General features: G+C 66.1%; 18 protein-coding genes. 7 read left to right on the top strand and 11 right to left on the bottom strand.

Annotation, left to right across the window (positions count from 1 at the left end; translation table 11 throughout):
• Positions 1–17 precede the first annotated feature (17 nt).
• Positions 18–188 carry a hypothetical protein gene (locus C5689_RS18345; RefSeq protein ID WP_158271748.1) on the bottom strand — a complete coding sequence of 57 codons (171 nt, stop codon included), beginning with the start codon at positions 186–188 and terminating at the stop codon, positions 18–20.
• 115 nt (positions 189–303) lie between these two features.
• Positions 304–993 (bottom strand): endonuclease III, encoded by a 690-nt coding sequence (nth, locus tag C5689_RS04355; protein WP_108916047.1) that lies wholly within the window; start codon positions 991–993, stop codon positions 304–306.
• A 44-nt stretch (positions 994–1,037) separates the two neighbouring features.
• Between nth and C5689_RS04350 the strand changes: the two genes are divergently transcribed.
• The 3 genes from C5689_RS04350 to C5689_RS04340 all read left to right on the top strand — a co-directional run bounded on the left by C5689_RS04350 (position 1,038) and on the right by C5689_RS04340 (position 2,859).
• Positions 1,038–1,535, top strand: coding sequence for a DUF2244 domain-containing protein (locus C5689_RS04350; RefSeq protein WP_108916046.1), 498 nt, complete (start codon positions 1,038–1,040; stop codon positions 1,533–1,535).
• A gap of 46 nt (positions 1,536–1,581) precedes the next feature.
• A complete protein-coding gene (locus tag C5689_RS04345) occupies positions 1,582–2,481 on the top strand; it encodes a bifunctional helix-turn-helix domain-containing protein/methylated-DNA--[protein]-cysteine S-methyltransferase (RefSeq protein WP_244594580.1) in 900 nt (299 codons plus the stop codon).
• A gap of 75 nt (positions 2,482–2,556) precedes the next feature.
• Positions 2,557–2,859 carry a CCDC90 family protein gene (locus tag C5689_RS04340; RefSeq protein WP_108916044.1) on the top strand — a complete coding sequence of 101 codons (303 nt, stop codon included), beginning with the start codon at positions 2,557–2,559 and terminating at the stop codon, positions 2,857–2,859.
• A gap of 10 nt (positions 2,860–2,869) precedes the next feature.
• Here the strand turns inward: C5689_RS04340 and C5689_RS04335 are convergent, their stop codons facing one another.
• Positions 2,870–3,523, bottom strand: a complete 654-nt coding sequence (locus C5689_RS04335) for a DedA family protein (RefSeq protein WP_108916043.1) — start codon at positions 3,521–3,523, stop codon at positions 2,870–2,872.
• 116 nt (positions 3,524–3,639) lie between these two features.
• Positions 3,640–4,071 (bottom strand): hypothetical protein, encoded by a 432-nt coding sequence (locus C5689_RS04330; RefSeq protein ID WP_244594579.1) that lies wholly within the window; start codon positions 4,069–4,071, stop codon positions 3,640–3,642.
• A 392-nt stretch (positions 4,072–4,463) separates the two neighbouring features.
• Between C5689_RS04330 and C5689_RS04325 the strand changes: the two genes are divergently transcribed.
• Positions 4,464–4,754: a hypothetical protein gene (locus tag C5689_RS04325; RefSeq protein WP_108916171.1), complete on the top strand. Its 291-nt coding sequence runs from the start codon at positions 4,464–4,466 to the stop codon at positions 4,752–4,754.
• 37 nt (positions 4,755–4,791) lie between these two features.
• Here C5689_RS04325 and C5689_RS04320 read toward each other — a convergent pair whose 3' ends face one another.
• From C5689_RS04320 to C5689_RS04300, 5 genes are all read right to left on the bottom strand, one after another.
• Positions 4,792–5,232, bottom strand: a complete 441-nt coding sequence (locus C5689_RS04320; RefSeq protein WP_108916042.1) for a VOC family protein — start codon at positions 5,230–5,232, stop codon at positions 4,792–4,794.
• Positions 5,233–5,296: 64 nt separating this feature from the next.
• Positions 5,297–5,491 (bottom strand): hypothetical protein, encoded by a 195-nt coding sequence (locus C5689_RS04315; protein ID WP_108916041.1) that lies wholly within the window; start codon positions 5,489–5,491, stop codon positions 5,297–5,299.
• Positions 5,492–5,590: 99 nt separating this feature from the next.
• Positions 5,591–6,487, bottom strand: coding sequence for a radical SAM protein (locus C5689_RS04310; protein ID WP_108916040.1), 897 nt, complete (start codon positions 6,485–6,487; stop codon positions 5,591–5,593).
• An 89-nt stretch (positions 6,488–6,576) separates the two neighbouring features.
• Positions 6,577–8,673, bottom strand: a complete 2,097-nt coding sequence (locus C5689_RS04305; RefSeq protein ID WP_158271747.1) for a sensor domain-containing diguanylate cyclase — start codon at positions 8,671–8,673, stop codon at positions 6,577–6,579.
• 167 nt (positions 8,674–8,840) lie between these two features.
• Positions 8,841–10,688: a putative bifunctional diguanylate cyclase/phosphodiesterase gene (locus C5689_RS04300; RefSeq protein ID WP_244594578.1), complete on the bottom strand. Its 1,848-nt coding sequence runs from the start codon at positions 10,686–10,688 to the stop codon at positions 8,841–8,843.
• A 520-nt stretch (positions 10,689–11,208) separates the two neighbouring features.
• Between C5689_RS04300 and C5689_RS04290 the strand changes: the two genes are divergently transcribed.
• The gene (locus tag C5689_RS04290) at positions 11,209–11,718 is read left to right on the top strand and encodes a hypothetical protein (protein ID WP_244594577.1); all 510 of its coding nucleotides are present in this window, start codon (positions 11,209–11,211) and stop codon (positions 11,716–11,718) included.
• A 33-nt stretch (positions 11,719–11,751) separates the two neighbouring features.
• On the opposite strand, the gene C5689_RS04285 is transcribed toward C5689_RS04290, so the two are convergent.
• Together C5689_RS04285 and C5689_RS04280 are read right to left on the bottom strand one after the other, a co-directional pair.
• Positions 11,752–12,135, bottom strand: coding sequence for a cell division protein ZapA (locus tag C5689_RS04285; RefSeq protein WP_108916036.1), 384 nt, complete (start codon positions 12,133–12,135; stop codon positions 11,752–11,754).
• Between the two features lie 13 nt (positions 12,136–12,148).
• The gene (locus tag C5689_RS04280; protein ID WP_108916035.1) at positions 12,149–12,442 is read right to left on the bottom strand and encodes a DUF4164 family protein; all 294 of its coding nucleotides are present in this window, start codon (positions 12,440–12,442) and stop codon (positions 12,149–12,151) included.
• A gap of 266 nt (positions 12,443–12,708) precedes the next feature.
• Between C5689_RS04280 and gap the strand changes: the two genes are divergently transcribed.
• Together gap and C5689_RS04270 are read left to right on the top strand one after the other, a co-directional pair.
• On the top strand, positions 12,709–13,716 hold the full coding sequence (gene gap, locus C5689_RS04275; RefSeq protein ID WP_108916034.1) for a type I glyceraldehyde-3-phosphate dehydrogenase: 1,008 nt from the start codon (positions 12,709–12,711) through the stop codon (positions 13,714–13,716).
• A 35-nt stretch (positions 13,717–13,751) separates the two neighbouring features.
• Positions 13,752–14,945 (top strand): phosphoglycerate kinase, encoded by a 1,194-nt coding sequence (locus C5689_RS04270; protein ID WP_108916169.1) that lies wholly within the window; start codon positions 13,752–13,754, stop codon positions 14,943–14,945.
• Positions 14,946–14,947 lie beyond the last annotated feature (2 nt).

Genomic DNA, 14,947 nt, shown 5'->3' with positions numbered 1-14,947 from the left:
GATCGGGCGCCGCACGGCTAAAATTTTGGTTCCAATTCGTTGAAAATATTTCTGTTCCCGGCGGCTCGAGCGGGCGCCTGCGAAAACGCCCGCCGTGCGCCTTTTTTACGGGCTGCGTTAATGATTCGTTTCTGATTCGCGTCGGCCGGCGCGCGCTCGGCGCGAGAGGCGGAAAATTCGAAACGCATCGCCGCCTCCTCTTCGATCCGGACGCTCTATGGCTCTGGTCTAGCGATGGAGCGGGCGCGCGTTGGTGCGCCGGCGCACATGCCGGCGGGAAGCGCGAGAGAAGAATCGCGCCGATCAGATCGTCTTGCCCTCGAAGCGGCAGAGATCGGCGATGATGCAGCGCTCGCACTCCGGCCGGCGCGCCTTGCACACATAGCGACCGTGCAGGATCAGCCAGTGATGCGCGTGCAGCTTGAAGCGCTCGGGCACGATTTTCTCGAGGCCCGCCTCCACCTGCTCGACAGTCTTGCCCTTGGCGAGCGGCAGCCGGTTGGAGACGCGGAAAATATGCGTGTCCACCGCGATCACCGGCACATGAAAGGCGATGTTGAGCACCACATTGGCGGTCTTGCGGCCGACGCCCGGCAGCGCCTGCAGAGCCTCGCGATCGCAGGGAACCTGGCCGCCGTGCTTCTCGATCAGCTGCGCGCAGAGGGCGATGACATTCTTCGCCTTGGTCGGATAGAGGCCGATCGTCTTGATATAGCCGCAGAGCCCTTCGACGCCGAGCGCGAGCATTTTTTGCGGCGTGTCGGCGATCGCGAATAGAGCGCGCGTCGCCTTGTTGACGCCGACGTCCGTGGCCTGGGCGGAGAGCACGACGGCGACGAGCAGAGTGAAGACATTCACATGCTCGAGCTCGCCTTTGGGATGCGGATCGGCCGCCTCGAGACGCGCGAAAATCTCCTCTATGCGCGCCGCCTCGCGGCTGCGCGGCGATGCAGGGCGCCGCGCCTTGGCGAGCGAGCTCTTTTCGTTCGGCATAAAGGCGTTATAACTCGACGTTCTGGAGAACGAAAGGCGGCGGCGTGACGGCGAGCGCTCCTTCTGCGGAAGCCATTTATCAGACGCGGCTGATCCCGCATCGCTCGATGACGCTGCGGCAGGCGCATGTGTTCATCCTGCTGTTCGGCGCGGGCACATGCGTCTTGTCCGTGCCCTTCTATATTCTCGGCGCCTGGCCGGTGGTCGGCTTCATGGGGCTCGACGTTCTGGCGCTCTATGTCGCGCTCCGCGTCAGCTTCCGCTCGGCCAAGGCCTTCGAAACTCTCAGCCTTACCCCCTTCGAGCTGGTGATCGTCCAGAAGAGCGCCTATGGCCTGCGGCGGGAGCGGCGTTTCGACACTTATTGGCTGCGGCTCGAGACGGAGGAAGACGAGGAGTTCGGGATGCAGCGCGTGCTGCTCGTCTCACGCGGAGAGCGGATCGAGATCGGCGGCTTTCTCGCGCCGGAACAGAAGGCGGCGCTCGCCGAGGAGCTTTCCCGCGCGCTCGCGGAGGCCAAGCGCGGGCCGTATTATTCGTGACGTTTTCGGGTGGCGGCGCCCGCCCGCCCGCGCCATGATGCGCCGCATGACCCTGCGCTCCGATACGATCCCTCCTCTCGCTGAAACGCGGCCGCAGGAGGATTATGAGAAGGTCGCCGAGACGATCCGCTTCATCGGCGAGAACTGGCGCCGGCAGCCCTCGGTCGAGGAGATGGCGGCGGCGGCGGGCCTTTCCGAAGCGCATTTGCGCGCCTTGTTCCGCCGCTGGGCGGGGCTCTCGCCCAAGGCCTTGCTCGAGGCGCTGACTTTGCGCCATGCGCGCGCGCTGCTCGGCGGCGAGGCGAGCCTGCTCGACGCCTCTCTATCGCTCGGCCTTTCCGGCCCCTCGCGCCTGCATGATCTCTTCATCACCCATGAGGCGCTGACGCCGGGCGAATATAAGCGCGGCGGCGAGGGATTGGAGATGCGCTACGGCTTCCATTCTTCGCCCTTCGGCGAGGCGATATTGGTTGCGACGGAGCGCGGTCTCGCCGGGCTCGGCTTTGTCGACGGCGCGCGTGCGGAGGCCCTCGACGATCTTCGCCGCCGCTGGCCGAAGGCGCGATTTTCGTTCGACGGCCCGGCGACCGCGGCTTACGCGCGACGCGCCTTCGATCCGGCGGAATGGCGACGAGAGCAGCCTTTGCGCCTCGTGCTGATCGGCTCGCAATTCGACGTGGCCGTGTGGGAGGCGCTGCTCGACATCGACATGGGCCGGGCGACGACTTACGGGGCGATCGCGCGGCGGCTCGGTAAGCCGGGAGCCGCGCGGGCGGTGGGCGCCGCTGTCGGGCGCAACCCGATATCCTTCGTCGTGCCCTGCCATCGCGTGCTCGGGGCGAGCGGCGCGCTCACCGGCTATCATTGGGGGCTGACGCGAAAGCAGGCGATCATCGGCTGGGAGGCGGGACGCCTCGCGCCCGTGCCGGCTGAAAGCGAGGCGTGAGGCGGAGGAGGTCCCGGCGCTGGACGCGAAGGCCGAGCCGCGTCATATTCCAGGCGTCTCCGACAAGGAACCGAAATGAGCGCCGCAGTCGCATTCGATACATTGAAGTTTGTGGAGAAGCTCGAGGCCGCCGGCGTCCCGCACGCTCAGGCCAAGGCGACCGCCGAAGCTTTCGCCGAGGCGACGAGCCAGGAGCTGGCGACCAAGGCCGATCTTGCCGTCGTCGAGTCGAAGATCGAAAAAGCCGAGCTTCGCCTCGAGGCGAAGCTCGAGGCCACGAAAGCCGAGATCATCAAATGGCTGTTCGGAACGATCGGCTTTCAGACGCTCGTCATTCTCGGCGCCGTTTTGGCGCTCGCCCGGCTCACGCATAGCTGACGCCCGCGTGTCACGGCCGGCGATAATCGATGCGCTCGAAATGCGCCTCGGCCTCTTTCGTCAGCCGCTCCTCGTGGATTTTCCAATAGCGCCATAGGACGAAAGCGCCGATGGCGGCCACGGCGAAGCCGAGCCAGCCGAACGGGCCGGCGAAGCGTTGAATGGCGGCGCCGAAGATATAGCCGCCGAGGCCGAAGACCAGCGACCAGCATATGCCGCCGGCGGCGTTGTAGAACAGGAATTTCAAAGCGTCGAAGCGATTGGCGCCGGCGAGCACGGCCGCCAATATGCGTAGCAGCGCGATGAAGCGGCCGAAGAAGACGATGGCGCCGCCCCAGCGCATGAAGAGATATTGCCCCAGCCGCAATTGCGGCGGTCCGACGCCGACATGGGAGCCGTAGCGCATCAGCAGCCGGACGCCGAATTCGCGTCCTACCCAATAGCCGATATTGTCGCCGAGGATCGCGCCCGCCGCCGCGGCGGCTATGACCAGCCAGATGTCCATATTGCCGGAGTGGCCGGCGTAGATCGCCGCGCCGACCAGAGTCGTCTCGCCGGGCAGCGGAATGCCGGCGCTCTCCAGCGCCACGATGAAGAATATCGCCCAATAGCCATAGGTCGTCAGAATGGAGACGATCTGAGCTTCGTCGATCAGTCCCGACATGCGTCGCCCTCGTCGATCCGGCTGTCGACCGGCATTGTCGCCGGCGCGGCGGCCCAGAACAAGGGGCGCGCGATGGTCGAGAGGCGCCGGATGGACAAGCGGCGCGCGATCGCGGGTCAGCGCGAGGCGGCGCGGCGCAGCTCGGCCGCCGCATCGAAGGAGAGGCCGCCGTCGCGACGCACGAAAGGCATTCCGAAGCCCTTCACATCGTCGGCGAATTGCGCGCCGCCCTCCAGCGCTTTCTCGACCACTCGGCGCAGTCCGCTGAGGATCGGCTGATCGCAGCCGGCCATCTCGCGCGCCAGCTGGGCGCGCTCCGTCTCGCCGGCCCGGAGCGCGAAATCGCGCACCACCACGGCCACGAAACGCCCGGCGCTGACCCCATTCTCCTGCGCGACGGCGAGGACTCTCTCCGCGAAAACGCCTCCGATGCAGAAGGTCGCCGCCTGCGCGACCTTGTCGTTCGAGCATGAATGGATCAGATCGGTGACGAGCATGACCTTTTCTCCGTCCTGCGAACGAAACTCTGCGGCCCCGTCGGAACGCATTTTTGAAATTCCCATCGTCTTCATGCGGCGCTGCGCCATCCCTGCGCCGGCTATTGTCCGCTTCCGTTCGAGGCGGCGCTCCGCCGCCGGAACGAAGTCGCGGGCAAAAACGCATACGCAAAAGCCGGACCAGATACGCAAGCGCCGAACCAGTTCATTCAAAGCTTTTCCCCCGTCATTGGCCGTCATATCGTCACGAATCTCGACTTGATTTGAATCTATTCGATCGTACCGGCGCCCCGCCCGGGCCGCGTAAGCAAAACGTCGTCGAAGTGAAAAGGTTTCACGAGGCTCCGCCGTCTGCGCGGCGAAGGCCTTGCCGGCTGCCCGAGCCGCGCGATGTCTGGTGGAGAGCCGTCGCGGATCGCCGCGGCTTTTATGGAGGAATGTCGATGGAACGCCGCTCTTTCATGAAATTTTTCGTCGTCGGCGCGGCGGCGGCCCTCGCCGCCGGCCCCTCTCTGGCGCTCACCTCGGTCGCGCCGCTCGATGCGCCCCTCGCGCCGGAGCCGGTTCCCGAGGCCGCCGTGGCGACGCAGGAGGATATCGACCGGGCGCAGGTCGAAAAAACCTATTGGTATTACCGTCGCCGCGTGTGGCGGCCGCGCTGGCGCCGCCGCTATTGGCGGCGTTACTACCGGCCGCGCTTCCGCCGCCGGCGCCGCTACTATTATTATTACTGATCGCTCGCGAGCGATCAGTAATAATATCGGCGCGCCCTCACCAGGCGCCGATATTCGGCATGGAGCTCCAGGGCTCGGCCGGCGGCAGCGGCGCGCCCTTCTGCAACAGCTCGATCGAGATGTGATCGGGCGAGCGGATGAAGGCCATATAGCCGTCGCGGGGCGGGCGGTTGATGGTGACGCCCGCCGCCTGCAGACGCGCGCAGACCGCATAGATGTCGTCGACGGCGAAGGCGAGATGGCCGAAATTGCGGCCGCCCGCATAATCATGCTCGTCCCAATTATAGGTGAGCTCGACGAGCGGCGCGCCGGCGCCCTTCGCCTGCGGGAGATCGTCCGGCGCGGCGAGATAGACGAGCGTGAAGCGGCCCTTCTCGTTCTCGATGCGGCGCACCTCGACGAGGCCGAGCTTGCCGCAGAAAAAATCCAGCGAGCCGTCGAGATCGCCGACGCGGATCATGGTGTGGAGGAATTGCATAGTAGCGCGCCTTTCGTCGGAGGGAGGCGGCCAGCATAGCCGTCCCGCCGCTCCGACGCACCGCCTATTGATGCGGCGGTATCTTCAGCGCGCCCTCGAGCGCGATAATCATCGGAATGATCGCCTCCTTCTCCTGCTCGATGGTTCCGGTCTCCGCGGATTTCAGCCGCTGCTCGACCTCGTGAATAACCAGCAGTCGCCGCTCCAGGACGATCAGGAGCTCCTTGGCGATCTGCGGCTCGAGCTCGATCTTGATCATGCGCGCATCTTTCTCTCGACGAATGGCCGCTCTTCGACCCGGCCGCATCCTGGCCGAGATCGGCGGGCGGCGCTGTGCGCCGGCGCATATTGCGAAGCTTCAGAGCCCCCGCGCCCAGGCCGGCCGCAGCGGCGCCGCCTCCGGCGCGGCGATGGCGGCGCGGAGCTGCTCCAGCAGGCGCGGCTTGTCGGCGCCGAGCGTGCCGCGCAGGACCAGCCAATTGGATGCGTGGTCGCTGCGGAATACGGTTCGCCGCAATTCCAGCCGCGAGAGGAAAATCTCCATCTCGCGCAGCAGCCCCGGCACGTCGAGCGGCGTGAAATCGGGGAAATCGGCGCGGAATCGCGCCTCGCCCTTGGGGAAGCTGACGACCAGCGTCGCCAGAAACTCCGGCTGCGCGGCGTTGATCAGCGCCGCCGAATTTTCGGCGTGTCCCCGGCTGAGCGCCGCGCCGCCGAGCCCGTTGAGAATCATCACCGAGCGCTTGATCCCAGCCTCGCCGAGCTTTTCCAGCGCCTCGCGCGTCGAGGCGAAGGTCTCGCCCTTCTCGACCTTCGCCAGCACTTCGTCATCGCCCGATTCGGCGCCCACATAGACGAGCGAGAGGCCGAGTGCGGCGAGATCGCGCAGCTCGGCGACGGATTTGCGGCTCACATTGCGCGGCAGGCAATAGCTCGACACGCGCCGCACGCCGGGCAGCTCGCGGCGGATCGCCTCCAGAATGGCGGCGAGACGGCGCGTCGACAATGTCATGGCGTCGCCATCGGCCAGAAACACGCGCGCGACCGAAGCGCCATAGAGCGCGCCGCAGCGCTTTATGCTCTCCATCACCTCGGCTTCGTCCCTCGGGCGGAAGCGCTTCTGCGGCGCGGTGTACATCTCGCAGAAGCTGCAGCGACTCCAGGAGCAGCCGTCGGTGACGGGAAGGATCAGCGATTCCGCCTCGCTCGGCGGGCGAAAGACGGGCTCGACATAGCGGATGGGGGCGTCGGTCATGGGCGCGAGTCTAATACGAGGAGGCGGGGACGGGAATGGGGGCGGCGAGCCGCGCGTCCTCGATGTCCACGGCGCCGCCGCGCGAAAATTCAAGTCGAGAAACGATCCGCCGGCGCCGTCTCGGAATAGATGCGATATTGGTTTCTGCCGTTCTCCTTGGCGCGATAGAGCGCGCGGTCGGCGCGCGCCAGCATGGCGTCCGGCCCCTCCAGCGCGGAGGCGAAGAGAGCGACGCCGACGCTCACCGTGGCGCGCAGATCGCCGCCGGGCAGCGCGTAGGGCTCCGCCGAGAGCGCGCAGATTTTCGCCGCCATGACGGAAGCGCTGGCGGCGTCGCGCGAGTTGGATTGCAATATCGCGAATTCGTCGCCGCCGAGCCGCGCGACGACGTCGCCGGCGCGACAATGGCCTTTCAGCCGCGCCGCCAGCGCTTCCAGCAGCGCGTCGCCGCTCGCATGGCCGAGCCGGTCGTTGACCTCCTTGAAATGGTCGACGTCGATATAGAGCAGCGAGAAGCGCTCGCCGCCGGCCTCGGCGTTCGCGAAGGCGCGGCGCAGCGCATCGAGGAAGCTGCGGCGATTGGCGAGGCCGGTCAGAGCATCGGTCTGCGCGAGGATCGCGATCTGGTCCGCGATCTCCTTGCGCTCGGTGACGTCGAGCGCGACGCCTTCGATCAGCTGCGAACGGCCGGGACGCTCGCGTGCGGCGTAGCGGGCGTCGAGCCAGCGATAGCCGCCGTCGCGCCGGCGAAAGCGGAATTCCACCATGCCGCCGCGGCTTCCATCCGCGGCCGCACGCGCCAGCGAGGCGCCGACCTTGTCGAGATCGTCGGGATGGACGCAATCGGCGAGGCTGCTCGCCGGATCGGTGAGCTCCCATGGGTCGTAGCCGAACAGCGCTATGTTGTGGGACACATAGACGAGCCGCGGCCGGCGGCTGTCCATGCGCAGGCGGAACAGCAGCGTCGGGCTGCGCTCGACGACCTCATTGGCGTCGCGGAGGCGATCGATATAGCGCCGCCGCGCGACCGAGCCGGCGATGAGATCGCCGAGTATGCGCAGCGCGTCGATTTCGGCGGCCGTCCATCGGCGCTCGGCGCGGCAGTCTTCGACCTCGATCCAGCCCCAGGCGGCGCCGTCGACGACGATGGGCGCGAACAGAACCGAGCGCACGCCGGCCTGCTCGAGAAAGGATTTGGCGGGGCCGGATTCGAGCGTCCGCGTCGCCGCGGTCATCGGCCGGCGCTCCGTCAGAGCGGCGAGCAGCGGAGCCGACAAAAACGCGCCGCGCGCCTCGTCGGCCTCGAAAAATATCGCATCCGGCGCGATCGGTGATTCGGACCGCCGCCAGAAATGCAGCAGAGCCGGCGGCGCTGTCGGCGCCGAGCCGGATTCGAAGACGAGAATGCGGTCGGCCTCGATGGCTCCGCCGACGGATTCGAGAAGGTCGGGAATGGCGGCGGCGCTCGGGGCCGCTGTGGCGAGCTCGGTCGCCACGGTCGAGACGGCGTGGAGCAAAGCGTTGCGCTGATGGAGCGCGGCCGACAGCGCTTCCTGCACGAGCCGGCGCCGCGACACCGATATCAGCCAGCCATTGGCGCGCAGGCCGAGGATGATCAGCACGGCGGTGAAGGCGGCGAGCAGCGCCCCCATCGCCATTGCGGTCGGCTGCCGCCATGCGAAAAGCGCGACGATGGCGGGAAGCACATCCACCACGATGAAGCCGAACATCGCCGGCAGATAGGCGGAGTTGGTAATGACCGCGCCGGCCGCCATGCCGCCGGCGGCGAAGACGACGAAGGCGTGATAGCTCGTGTCCGGCGTCAGCCACAGAAGCGAGGAGGCGGCGCCCCAAAGGCCGCCGGTGAGCGTCGAGCCGAGCGTCCATAGCGTGAGGAAGCGGTCGACCTCCTCCGGAGAAGCCGCGTCGGCGCGAAAGCGGCCGGCGTGGATCAGGCGCGCCGCCACCAAAAGGACGAAGGCGAGCAGCCAGACGGCGATCTGCGCGCGGGAGTAGAATTCGTGGAAAACGCCAGCGACGATTGCGGCGTTCGCCGCATTGAAGACGAGGACGGACCTTCCGTCGGCGAGCATTTGCGCCTGATCGGCCCGTATCGCGGCGTCGAGGGCCGCGGCGTCGACGATTTCCAGCTCCTCGGAAAGCAGATCGCGCGCAGTGCGATACATGGTTGGATCTCCGACGCGCCGCGGGCCGAGGAAACGCGATTTTTCCCGAATTGTCGCGGAGGCTTTTTCCGCCGGCGGCGGAAAAAGCCTCATCGCCCGGGAATCTAGCGCTCCCGATGGCGAGCGCAGCCCTCGAGCGCGGAGCGAAGGGCGCCGTCCGATCGAGTCTAAGCGAGGGACAAGGGTGGACGGGCGCTGTCTGCGCCTTCGAGGAAGGCGGAGAGCGGTTGCGCCGGGCTGACGACAAAGCCTTGAATCTCGTCGCAGCCGAACTGGCGCATCATGCGCAGCTGCGCGTCGGTCTCGACGCCCTCCGCCGTCGTCGCTACGCCGAGATCATGCGCGAGGACGACGAGGGCTTTGACGATCGTCGCCGCCCGCGGGTCGGTCGCGGCCGCCTGCGTCAGCGAGCGGCCGACCTTTACGCGGTCGACCGGCAGCGCCCGAAGATGCGCGAGGGTCGCGCCGCCGGCGCCGAAATCATCGAGCGCGATGGAGACGCCGAGTTGTCGGATCGCGGTCAGGCAGCTCAGAATTTCCGCATTGTCGTCGAGACGCAGCGGGCCGGCGATCTCGATCTCCAGCCGGCTCGGGTCCATGCCGGCTCCGGCGAGCGCCGCGGCGACGTCGCGCGCGAAGCCGGTCTTCTCCAATTGGACTTCGCTCACATTGACGCTGACGCGCGCATCCGGGGGCAGGGCGGCGGCGCTGGCGCAGGCCTCGTTCAATATCCAGGCGCCGATCTCGTACAGGAGGCCGGCCTTGGTGGCGACGGGAAGGAAATCTTCCGGCGTCCGCAGGCCGTCGCGCGGATGCCGCCATCGCAGCAGCGCCTCATAGCCGCAGACGCGGGCGACGCCGAGCGCGACGATCGGCTGGAAATGGAGCTCGAACTCGCCGCCGTCGACGGCTTGCTTGAGATCCTGCCAAATTCGGCGATTGGCGGAGATGCGGGATTCGATGCCGGGATCGAAGAAGCGGAAATGGCCGCGGCCGCTGGATTTGGCCTCGTATAGAGCGAAATCCGCCTTGCGCATCAGCGTTCGCAGATCGAAGCCGTCATCCGGCGCGCGGGCGATGCCGACGCTGACTCCGACCGTCGCCATCGCCTCTTCGAGGTCGAAAGGGGCGGCCATCGCCTGCATCAGCCGCATGGCGAAGCCGCCGACATCGGCGGGCGAGGCGGCGTGCGACTGGACCACCGCGAATTCGTCGCCGCCGATGCGGGCGACGATGTCGCTTTTTTTCACAATGGCGGAAAGACGCTCGCCGACGGATTTGAGCAGAATATCGCCGGCCCTGTGCCCCAGCGTGTCGTTGATCTCCTTGAAATTGTCGAGATCGACGCAGTGGATCGCGGCGCCGAAGCCATTGGCCACCGCGGCGGCGATCGCGCTTTCGCCGAGCTGCTCCATGGCGGCGCGGTTGGCGATTCCGGTGACGGCGTCGAAATAGGCGAGCCGACGGATGCGCTCCTTGCGCTCCTCCTGCTCCAGAGCGATCGCGCAAAGATGCACGCAAGTTTCGACGATCGTGCGGTCGAGCGGGCTGGCGCCCCGGCAGGACGGATAATAGAAAGCGAAAGTGCCGACGACGCGATCATTGGAGGCGCGAATCGGCGACGACCAGCAGGCGCGCAGGCCGAGAGGAAGCGCCAAGGCGCGAAAATCGGCCCAGCGCGGGTCGGTCTCTATGTCGGTGGCTTCGATCGGCTCGCCGAAATAGGCGGCGACGCCGCAGGAGCCGGCGTCCGGCCCCATTCTCATGCCGTCGAGCGCCAATGAATAATGCTCCGGCAGGCTCGGACCCGCCAGCGGATGCAGTCGGCCCTCGCGGTCGACGGTGAGGACCGAGCAGATGACAGGGGGGACGAGCTGCTCGGCGCGGCGACAAAGCTCGTTCATCGTCTCTTGCAACGGCCTGCCGCGCGCCAGCCGCTCGAGCACATCATGCTGAAGCGCGCGCAGACCCTGCATTGTGGCGTTCGAGCAGTTGTCACAGTCGAGTTCGAGCATTTGCCTCGCCCTTGGAAGAAAATATTCTCTTTTTGTCGTATCTCGACCGTGTCGATAAGATATGAAATCGACCTTCCCGGAAAATTGGCGGTCGACAATGGTAGGGAGACTGAAAATAACGCGCTGGCGTCGCCGAGTCGACCGCCGCGCCGAGCATCCGCTTCAGCCCCAGAGCATTATCGCATGTCCGAGCGCTGATGTGTAGCGCAGAGCTGTAGCGCAATATATCAGCGCCGGATCAAGAGCATCGCAGATGCTTCCCCGTTCCGTTCGCGCTCCGAATGTCGAGCCTGCGAAAAAACAGCGCAGCAGGGCGAGCCGTTGGCCGCGCGGCGTTCGAAATCGCGAGGGCTCATCGATCGCGAGGCTCATCGGTCACGAGGCTAATGGACGAGGCTCAACGAGGCTTGCCTTGGCCGCGTCATTGGCCCAATCTCGAGCAGCCGCGGGCGGCGGCGGTCCTCTGGGAGATGGGCGCGCCGTCACGAGAGATAATGACCCGCCGGCATGGGAGAGAAACATGTCGAAATTCGCCTCACTGGCTCTGGCTGTCCTGATCTCGGCGCCCTTCGCCGCCGCTCCGGCGCGAGCGGTGGAGATCAGCCCGTTTTTTCCGCTGCCCAATTCCTTCGACGTCAAGGGCCCGATCAAGGACGGTGTGCTCGCGCAGCAAATCTCCTGGCTGGACGACGGCATCGCCGCCATCGAGAAGGCGCGCGCCGGCGCCGCGCCGGACAAGCTCGCCGAACTCGACGCGCAGCTCGCCGCGGCGGTCAAGGAGCGCGACATTTTGAAGAGCGACGCGACCGGCCGCGACGCCGAGCTCGCGCGCAAGAATCTGGTCGTCACCAATATCAACCGCTGGATCAACGGCCTCGCCCGCAAGGCGACCGAGCAGCTCAAGATCGCCATTCTCAAGGATGGCGCGGAGCGCGACGCGGCGGAACGCCGGCATATTCAGTTGTCGCAGCAGGCCGACGAGCTCGAGAAGGTCAAGCACCAGCCGGAATTCGAGGCCTGGGGCCGCTGACGCGCGCGCCCGGCTCGGGCCGTGCTGCAAGTCTCAGAGCATAGGGGGCGTCTCGTCGCCCCCATGCTGAAGGTCTCGCGAGAGACGCTCGACGCGCATCGTCGCATCCTCGAGCGCGGCGGCCAGCTTCTCCGTGAGAGCGGCCTCCGCCTCTTTCGCCGCGGCCGCATCCGCGCGCAGCGCCGCCAGCTCCGTTTGCACGGCCTCGAGCTTGCGCGTCGCGATCGACGCCTCGTCGGCGAGGGTGAGCGCCGCCATCACGGTGATGCGCTGCTCGCCAATGTCGCCGAAGCCATCACGCAAGGACAGGATCTTGTTCTCGACGAGCTTGGCCAGCTCGTCGAGATGGGCTTCCTCGCCATCCTCGCAGGCCATGCGATAGGTCCGGCCCGCGATCGTCACCACCACATGCGCCATTCGCCGCCTCTCGCTACGTCTGCGTCCTGTCTTCGTCGCCGAGCACGGCGATAATGCCGAGGCTCGTGCGGTCGAGACGCGTCAGCACCTCGTCGCGCGCCTTCTCCAGCGCGCTGTTCTGGGCGAGGGCGGCGTCGAGCTCGAGACCGAGGCGGCTGCGATCGTCCTGCATGACGGCGAGCTCCTCCTCGAGGTCGGCGTGCGACAGCTCCGCCTCTCTGCGTCGCGCGACAGTCTCCTCCAGCCGCTCCAGCGCGGCGGAGAGCCGTTGCAGCGCGTCGTCGAGCCTGTGTGGGACTTGCGTCATATGGAAACCGGACCGATCGCGATTAGATTCGCACGTAAGAATCGTTATCTCCTGGCGACAATCGCGTAAACCCCAATCCGAGCCGCGGCTCCGCCGCAGAGCGGCCGGCAGCCGCGTTGACAGGGGGGCGCGACCTGTTATCAAGCCGCTCATTCGAGCGGGCGTTCGCCGCCACAAAAAGCGGCAAAATGGGCAAAGCCCCGATTTTGGGCGGTTCAGCGGCCGCCCGGCCCCGCCCGAGCGAGCAGATGAGAAGGAGCACCGCTATGGCCGTGAGAGTGGCGATCAATGGGTTCGGACGCATCGGACGCAATATTCTTCGCTACATCGTCGAGACCGGCCGCACCGACCTCGAGGTGGTGACGATCAACGATCTCGGCTCTGTCGAGACCAACGCCCATCTGCTGCGCTATGATTCCGTGCATGGCCGCTTCCCGCGCGAGGTGAAGGTCGATGGCGATTCGATCGACGTGGGCCATGGGCCGATCAAGGCCACCGCGATCAAAAATCCCGCCGAGCTGCCGTATAAGGCGCTCGGCATCGACATTGCGCTCGAATGCACGGGCCTTTTCACCGCACGCGACAAGGCCAAAGCGCTGCTCGACGCCGGCGCGCGCCGCGTGCTGGTCTCCGCGCCTTCCGAAGGCGCCGACATCACCGTCGTCTATGGCGTCAATCAGGACAAGATCACGAAGGACGATCTCGTGATCTCCAACGCCTCCTGCACCACCAATTGCCTCGCGCCCGTCGCCAAGGTGCTGAATGACGCCATCGGCATAGAGCGCGGCTTCATGACGACGATCCACTCCTACACGGGCGACCAGCCGACGCTGGACACCTATCACAAGGACCTCTACCGCGCCCGCGCCGCTGCTCTGTCCATGATCCCCACCTCCACCGGCGCAGCGAAGGCCGTGGGCCTGGTGCTTCCGGAGCTGAAAGGCAAGCTCGACGGCGCCGCCATTCGCGTGCCGACGCCCAATGTCTCGGCGGTCGATCTCAAATTCGTCCCCAAGCGCAAGACGAGCGTGGAAGAGATCAACGCCGCCATCATCGCCGCCGCCGCCGGCCCGCTGAAGGGCGTTTTGGGTTACACCGACGACAAGAATGTCTCGGTCGATTTCAACCATGATCCGCGTTCATCCGTGTTTCATCTCGATCAGACCAAGGTGATCGAGGGCGAGCTGGTGCGCGTCCTGTCCTGGTACGACAATGAATGGGGCTTCTCGGGGCGCATGACGGATGTCGCCGCGACGATCGCCAAGCTCATCTAGACGCGATTTTTTTCCTCATTCACCGGGGCACGATCATGCCGTCTTTCAAAACGCTCGATTCCGCCGATCTCGACGGCAAGCGCGTCCTGTTGCGCGTCGATCTCAATGTGCCGACCGAGAATGGCGTCGTCACCGACAAGACGCGCATAGAGCGCGTGCTGCCGACGATCGAGGATATTTCGAAAAAGGGCGGCAAGGTCATCCTTCTCGCCCATTTCGGTCGGCCCAAGGGCGAGCGCAAGGAAGAGGATTCCTTGAAGCCTATCGTCTCGGCGATTGAGGAGACGGCCAAGCGAAAAATCGCCTTCGCCGATGATTGCGTCGGCGATGTCGCCGGCGCGGCGATCGCGCAGATGAAGAACGGCGACATTCTGCTGCTCGAGAACACGCGCTTTCACAAGGGCGAGGAGAGGAACGATCCCGCCTTCGCGGCGGAGCTCGCCGAGCTCGGCGATATCTATGTGAACGACGCCTTCTCCGCCGCGCATCGCGCACACGCCTCGACGGAAGGGCTGGCGCATCTTCTACCGGCCTATGCCGGCCGCACTATGCAGGCGGAGCTGCAGGCGCTCTCCGAGGCGCTGGAACATCCCGCGCGCCCCGTTATAGCGATCGTCGGCGGCGCGAAAATCTCCACCAAGCTCGATCTGCTCGGCAATCTCATCCGCAAGGTCGATATTCTCGTCATCGGCGGCGGCATGGCCAATACATTCCTCGCCGCTGAGGGCAAGCCGGTCGGCAAGTCGCTGTGCGAGCACGAGCTGCTCGAAAAGGCGCGCGCCATTCTCGCCGACGCGCAATCGTCCAATTGCGAGATCGTGCTGCCGATCGACGCCACTGTCGCGCAGAAATTCGAAGCTCATGCGCCGTCCCATATCGTCGCGATCGAGCATGTCGGCGAGAGCGACATGATCCTCGACGTCGGGCCGAAGAGCATCGCCCATATAGAGAGTCTGCTCGCCAAGGCGAAGACGCTGGTGTGGAACGGCCCGCTCGGCGCCTTCGAGTTGCCGCCCTTCGACGAAGGCACCAACGCCGTCGCGCAGACGGCGGCGCGTTTGACCGTGGAAGGCAAGCTGCTCTCCGTCGCCGGCGGCGGCGACACTGTGGCCGCGCTCAACCAGGCCCATGCGGCGCAGGAGTTCAGCTATCTCTCGACCGCGGGCGGCGCCTTTCTCGAATGGCTCGAGGGCAAGGAGCTTCCCGGAGTCGCGGCGCTGACGAAATAAGG

The sequence above is a fragment of the Methylosinus sporium genome (assembly GCF_003113265.1).
Classification (GTDB): Bacteria; Pseudomonadota; Alphaproteobacteria; order Rhizobiales; family Beijerinckiaceae; genus Methylosinus; species Methylosinus sporium.
The sequence above is the reverse complement of the archived record's forward strand: the minus strand, read 5'-3'. Positions and strand labels throughout refer to the sequence as shown.

What these genes read in the sequence shown, in the direction of transcription:
- C5689_RS18345 (WP_158271748.1), bottom strand. Translation starts at nt 188, where the DNA reads ATGCGTTTCGAATTTTCCGCCTCTCGCGCCGAGCGCGCGCCGGCCGAC.
- nth (WP_108916047.1), bottom strand. Translation starts at nt 993, where the DNA reads ATGCCGAACGAAAAGAGCTCGCTCGCCAAGGCGCGGCGCCCTGCATCG.
- C5689_RS04345 (WP_244594580.1), top strand. Translation starts at nt 1,582, where the DNA reads ATGACCCTGCGCTCCGATACGATCCCTCCTCTCGCTGAAACGCGGCCG.
- C5689_RS04340 (WP_108916044.1), top strand. Translation starts at nt 2,557, where the DNA reads ATGAGCGCCGCAGTCGCATTCGATACATTGAAGTTTGTGGAGAAGCTC.
- C5689_RS04335 (WP_108916043.1), bottom strand. Translation starts at nt 3,523, where the DNA reads ATGTCGGGACTGATCGACGAAGCTCAGATCGTCTCCATTCTGACGACC.
- C5689_RS04330 (WP_244594579.1), bottom strand. Translation starts at nt 4,071, where the DNA reads ATGCGTTCCGACGGGGCCGCAGAGTTTCGTTCGCAGGACGGAGAAAAG.
- C5689_RS04325 (WP_108916171.1), top strand. Translation starts at nt 4,464, where the DNA reads ATGGAACGCCGCTCTTTCATGAAATTTTTCGTCGTCGGCGCGGCGGCG.
- C5689_RS04320 (WP_108916042.1), bottom strand. Translation starts at nt 5,232, where the DNA reads ATGCAATTCCTCCACACCATGATCCGCGTCGGCGATCTCGACGGCTCG.
- C5689_RS04315 (WP_108916041.1), bottom strand. Translation starts at nt 5,491, where the DNA reads ATGATCAAGATCGAGCTCGAGCCGCAGATCGCCAAGGAGCTCCTGATC.
- C5689_RS04310 (WP_108916040.1), bottom strand. Translation starts at nt 6,487, where the DNA reads ATGACCGACGCCCCCATCCGCTATGTCGAGCCCGTCTTTCGCCCGCCG.
- C5689_RS04305 (WP_158271747.1), bottom strand. Translation starts at nt 8,673, where the DNA reads ATGTATCGCACTGCGCGCGATCTGCTTTCCGAGGAGCTGGAAATCGTC.
- C5689_RS04300 (WP_244594578.1), bottom strand. Translation starts at nt 10,688, where the DNA reads ATGCTCGAACTCGACTGTGACAACTGCTCGAACGCCACAATGCAGGGT.
- C5689_RS04290 (WP_244594577.1), top strand. Translation starts at nt 11,209, where the DNA reads ATGTCGAAATTCGCCTCACTGGCTCTGGCTGTCCTGATCTCGGCGCCC.
- C5689_RS04285 (WP_108916036.1), bottom strand. Translation starts at nt 12,135, where the DNA reads ATGGCGCATGTGGTGGTGACGATCGCGGGCCGGACCTATCGCATGGCC.
- C5689_RS04280 (WP_108916035.1), bottom strand. Translation starts at nt 12,442, where the DNA reads ATGACGCAAGTCCCACACAGGCTCGACGACGCGCTGCAACGGCTCTCC.
- gap (WP_108916034.1), top strand. Translation starts at nt 12,709, where the DNA reads ATGGCCGTGAGAGTGGCGATCAATGGGTTCGGACGCATCGGACGCAAT.
- C5689_RS04270 (WP_108916169.1), top strand. Translation starts at nt 13,752, where the DNA reads ATGCCGTCTTTCAAAACGCTCGATTCCGCCGATCTCGACGGCAAGCGC.